The following is a 4952-nucleotide window of genomic DNA, read 5'->3' as shown; positions in this document are numbered from 1 at the left end:
TTGAAGTCACCGCACAGTTACTTTTATCCTTCGGTCGGTGTATCTGCCATCTTTAACGAATGGCTCAAACTACCGGCTTGGGTCAGCTATGGTAAGCTGCGCGGCTCCTATACGCAGGTAGGTAATGACCCGGATCCTTATCTGCTCCAGCAGCTGTATTCTTTTGGTCTCGGTGCTGGAAAGGGCTTTATCTCACGCTCACCAATGAAAATGATCCCCGAGCTGAAGCCGGAGCTGACAAAATCCTATGAAGCCGGGCTGGATATGAAGTTCTTTGCCAATAGACTGGGGTTTGACCTGACCGTATACAAAAGCAATACGATCAACCAGCTGCTGTCTCTCGGTCTGCCCATGGCAAGTGGTTATAGCCGGCAGTATATCAATGCCGGAAATATTGAAAACAGGGGAATCGAGGTGCAGCTGAGCGCATCACCCCTGAAAAAAGAAAATCTGGAATGGCAGACCACCCTCAACTTTGCCGCCAATACCAACAAGGTGATAGAACTGCACGAAAAGACAAAACGTGCCACGATCACAGAAAACACCAAATATGCATCGGTGGTGGTGAATGAAGGGGAGCGGTATGGTGATCTATATGGCTATAAGTGGAAAAGAGATGAGCAGACCGGTAAATATGTGGTGGACAATGGTGGTCTTCCTGTGGTCGAGGCCAATCAGAAACTGGGTAATTTTAATCCAAAGGCTTTATTGGGCTGGTCCAATTCGGTGCGTTACAAAAATTTCACGGTCAATGCCTTGATTGATACTCGTATCGGCGGTGAGATCGTATCGGGAACTTCGGCTTACCTGGCGGCTTTCGGTGTGGCGGATTATACTGCTGATTATCGCGATGGAGGTCTGGTGCTGGATGCCGTGGATGCCAGTGGTGCCACCAATACCAAGGCCATCACGGCACAGCAGCTCTGGACTCGCGTGTCGCAGAATGGTCGTGATGCCTGGGGTGAGTTCTTTACCTATGATATGACCAATGTACGCTTGCGTGAACTGTCTGTCAGTTATAAGTTTAACCTCAAGAGCACAGCGGTGATCAAAAGTGCGCAGCTGATGCTGACGGGCCGCAACCTATTTTTCTTTTACCGCGGAAAATCCAAGCTGGATATTCCGGGCATAGGCAAAACGGATAATCCTATTGATCCGGAAGCAGCGCTTGGCGCCGGTAATTTTCAGGGAGTCGAAGTGGGCCTGCCGCCTACAGTCCGCTCCTTTGGGCTGAATGTGAAGTTAACTTTTTAAATCCTTGAAAAAATGAGAAAGAGCACGATATATACCTCGCTATTAGCATTAAGCTTGCTGTCCTGTACAAAAGACTTTCAGGATGTCAATACTGATCCCAATAATATCACGGTGATCACACAGCGTGAATTGCCTTTTATGTTTGCCAAGGCCCAGTCTTCGGCTGCGATGAACAGATCTTTTTACCAGACAGTACAAAACCTGGGGGCAGATTTATATGCCCAGTATTTTGCACTGACCACGAATTCCTTCAGCACGGACCGCTATCTGCTGACGCCGGACTGGCAGCGCCGGTTCTGGACCGTTGTCTATGTGGATACGGCACCTCAGCTCAAAAGTATTCTTGAAAATACCGATCCCAAATCGGGGGAGGCCGCATTGGCTAATATTATGTGGGTCTATGCCTTCCATCGCCTGACAGACCATTTTGGACCGATCCCGTATTTCGGTGCTGCCGAAGCCAATGATGTCATTCCCTATGATCCCATGGATAAGATCTATGCGGATTTCTTTGAAAAACTGACGGTTGCCGTGGCTAATTTAAAGGCGCTCCCTGCGGGGACGAAGATCTTTCAGGGCTACGACCTGATTTTTGACGGGGATACCGATCGTTGGATCCGTTTTGCCAACTCACTCCGTCTGCGACTGGCCCTGCGCATCGCTAAAGTGGATGCCAGTAAAGCAAAAACCGAAGCGGAGGCCGCTGTGGCAGCAGGCTTAATGTCTAGCAATTCCCACAATGCCAGCATGCTCAAGTCTTTATCGGGCAATGATACCAACGGACTTGCTCAAGTTGCCGTATGGAATGAGTTTTCCATGAGCTCTACCATAGCCTCTTATTTAAAAGGCTATGCCGATCCGAGGCTAGGTATTTATTTTCAGCCCAGTTACACTGGAAAAGTATTTAATAGTGTCCGCAATGGTGCTACGGCAACCGACCTCGGCAATGTACGCAACCAGTCGGGGTCCAATTCCAATGTGGGTACATACTGGGTACGCTACAATGGTGCAGCCATCGAAGGAAACTTTACGCAAAACTTTCATGTGATGTGTGCCGCTGAATCTTTTTTCCTTCGGGCAGAAGGGGCGCTAAATGGTTGGAATATGGGGGGGGAGGCCAAACAGCTGTATGAAGATGGCATAAAAACCAGTATGGAACAATGGGGGGTAACGGAATCGGCTCAGATCAACAGCTACATAATTTCAGATCGTGTACCTGCAGCGCCGGGTGACTACTACAATTCGGCTGCAGTAGCCAGTACCCCTGTCAGATGGGCGGCGAGTCCTGCTGAACAGCGCGAACAGATCGGCATACAGAAGTGGCTGGCCATATACCCCAATGGCATGGAAGCCTGGGCGGAATACCGGCGTACAGGATTCCCTAAAATGTATCCGCTGATCCAGTCGGATAACGCGGATCTGCCTGTAGGGACATTTATCAAGAGGTTACCTTATCCATTGACTGAAGCGACGGACAATCTGACCGAACTTAACAAGGGGCGCGCGCTGCTTGGCGGTACCGACAATGCTGCAACAAAACTCTGGTGGGATGTGGACTAATTTGGGTAAATTACAATGATAGACTTCAAAATAGGGCTGATATCTTTAGGTATATTTATGGGATTAAATTCGAACATACAAGCACAACAACATCCAGTATTACCTAATGTACTGGCAATGCCGGCACAAATAGATCCGTTAAAGGCTGGGATGGACGACCGGGTGGAACAGCTTATGGCGGCACTGAATTATGACGCTGCGGCAGATCCGCAGGAAATTGTCCGGACAGTAAGAAATAACCTGAGGCTGGACGGATTCGAAGTGCCGCCATTGGATATGCAGCTTATTTCTTCGATCGAGCAGGAGAGCTATACCATCCATACCTTGGTCTTCCAGAGTTTGCCTGGAGTATATGTCCCGGCAAGCTTATATGTACCCAAAGGCAAAGGCCCCTTTCCGGCAATATTGAACAGTCATGGGCATTGGCCTCCAGGACGGCGCAGTGAAATTGTCCAGCGCACGGCGCACATGCTGGCATCCAGCGGCTATGTATGTTTATGCATTGATGCCATGGGCTCGGGCGAGCGTGGCCGCGGGCATCAGCATGAATATCATGGGGCCAACCTAGGGTCGGCACTGCTCGATCTGGGCACGCCCCTGATGGGAATGCAGCTGCTCGAAAATAGCCGTGCGATTGACCTGCTCTGCGATCTGCCTGAGGTGGATCCCGAAAGAATAGGAGCTACCGGAGCCAGCGGTGGTGGCAATCAGACCATGTGGCTGGCAGCTATGGACCCTCGGGTCAAAGCAGCTGTCCCCGTCGTTAGCGTCGGTACCTTCCGCGCCTATATCATGAACAGCAACTGTGTCTGTGAACTCCATCCGAATGGGTTGCTGCATTTTGAAGAAGGGCAACTTTTGCAGGCAATGGCACCCAAAGCAATCAAAATTATTACGGCACTCCGCGATGGTAATGCGGCCTTCAATGCACAACAGATGCTTAAATCTTTTCGCATTGCGAAGCGCGCTTATGTGGAGCAGGGTATAGCCGAACGACTCGATTATGAACTCTTTGATGAGCCACACAGCTATACCGAAGAAATGAACAGAAGTATGATCAGCTGGTTTGACAGGGTGTTTACCGTGCGGCGCCGGGGAGATCATCACCGGATTTCCGATTTCCAGCCTTTGGATACCAATGCGCTGGCTGTATTGAAACAAGGGCGCAAGACAGCTGGTATCCTCAGTATCCCAGCATTTGTCAGCCGAGAATTCAGCCGTGTTGAATCGCAGATAGCCACCTCGCCGCTGGACGGAGATGCATATAAAAAACAACTGCAAAAAATGATCCTGATGGATACTGCTGACCACTTACTCCATGTGCAGTCGCTGGAGCCGCAGCAGGGCTGGAATCGGGTTGTGCTGGAGAATACCACTGGGCAATTGATTCCGTTGTTGATTAGCCCGCCCCATGCACCGGCGAATGCCATGCATGTCTACTTTCCCTCAAAAGGTAAACAAGAGGCGCCATTGTCGGAGATTGACGCCCTACGGAGTAAAGGTGAGGGGGTTGTGCTGGTAGATCTATACGGGCTCGGCGAACGCGCCTCCATGAATGCTGATCAGATCGATGGTGCCCTGCCACGCTTTCATACGTTATCTCGCTCCCTGCTCTGGACGGGCAGCAACATGATGGGGATCTGGGCAGCTGAAATCGGGCTTATCAACGACTATCTGCAACAAGAATATAGCAGCTACAAACGGCTGCTTGTTGCTGACCGTGAGACCGCCATCGCTGCATTGATCAGCAATGTGCTGGTTGACACCGGGCAGCCCTTGTTGCTGCGGCAGTTGCCTGTCAGTTACCTGCCGGACGAGAGCGGTGTACTGGACAGCTACAATATGGCGATTCATATGCAGGGTATACTCCGCTGGGGTGATATCCCGATGCTACTGGCCCTCAACAAACAACAAGCCAGCCTCGAGGAGCTCTATCATCTGAACGGTAAATTGTGTGATCAGTCCGAAAAACAGCAGTTACAGGACAAAGTACTGGGCTATAAAAAGCAATTGAATAACGAAGGAGTACTCCTTATCAACTAAATACTATGGGAACAAATCGAAGATCATTTTTAAAACTGTCAGGACTGGCCGGAATTGGATTGATGACTGGCTGTACACAGGAAAATAAGACTCTG

4 protein-coding genes are annotated in these 4952 nt (G+C 50.1%); all 4 read left to right on the top strand.

Going from position 1 to position 4952, the window contains the following annotated elements:
* On the top strand, positions 1-1254 hold a 1254-nt coding region (locus VN105_RS05425), incomplete at its 5' end, for a TonB-dependent receptor domain-containing protein (RefSeq protein WP_325638697.1).
* 12 nt (positions 1255-1266) lie between these two features.
* Complete coding sequence (locus tag VN105_RS05420; protein ID WP_325638695.1) at positions 1267-2814, top strand: SusD/RagB family nutrient-binding outer membrane lipoprotein; 1548 nt, start codon at positions 1267-1269, stop codon at positions 2812-2814.
* 15 nt (positions 2815-2829) lie between these two features.
* Positions 2830-4857 carry an alpha/beta hydrolase family protein gene (locus VN105_RS05415; protein WP_325638693.1) on the top strand — a complete coding sequence of 676 codons (2028 nt, stop codon included), beginning with the start codon at positions 2830-2832 and terminating at the stop codon, positions 4855-4857.
* A 5-nt stretch (positions 4858-4862) separates the two neighbouring features.
* The coding region (locus tag VN105_RS29725; protein ID WP_414647228.1) for a twin-arginine translocation signal domain-containing protein at positions 4863-4952 on the top strand (90 nt) is incomplete at its 3' end.

The organism is Chitinophaga sp. (assembly GCF_035564935.1).
In the GTDB taxonomy this organism is placed as follows: Bacteria; Bacteroidota; Bacteroidia; order Chitinophagales; family Chitinophagaceae; genus Chitinophaga.
This window is presented reverse-complemented; position numbering and strand designations above follow the sequence as displayed.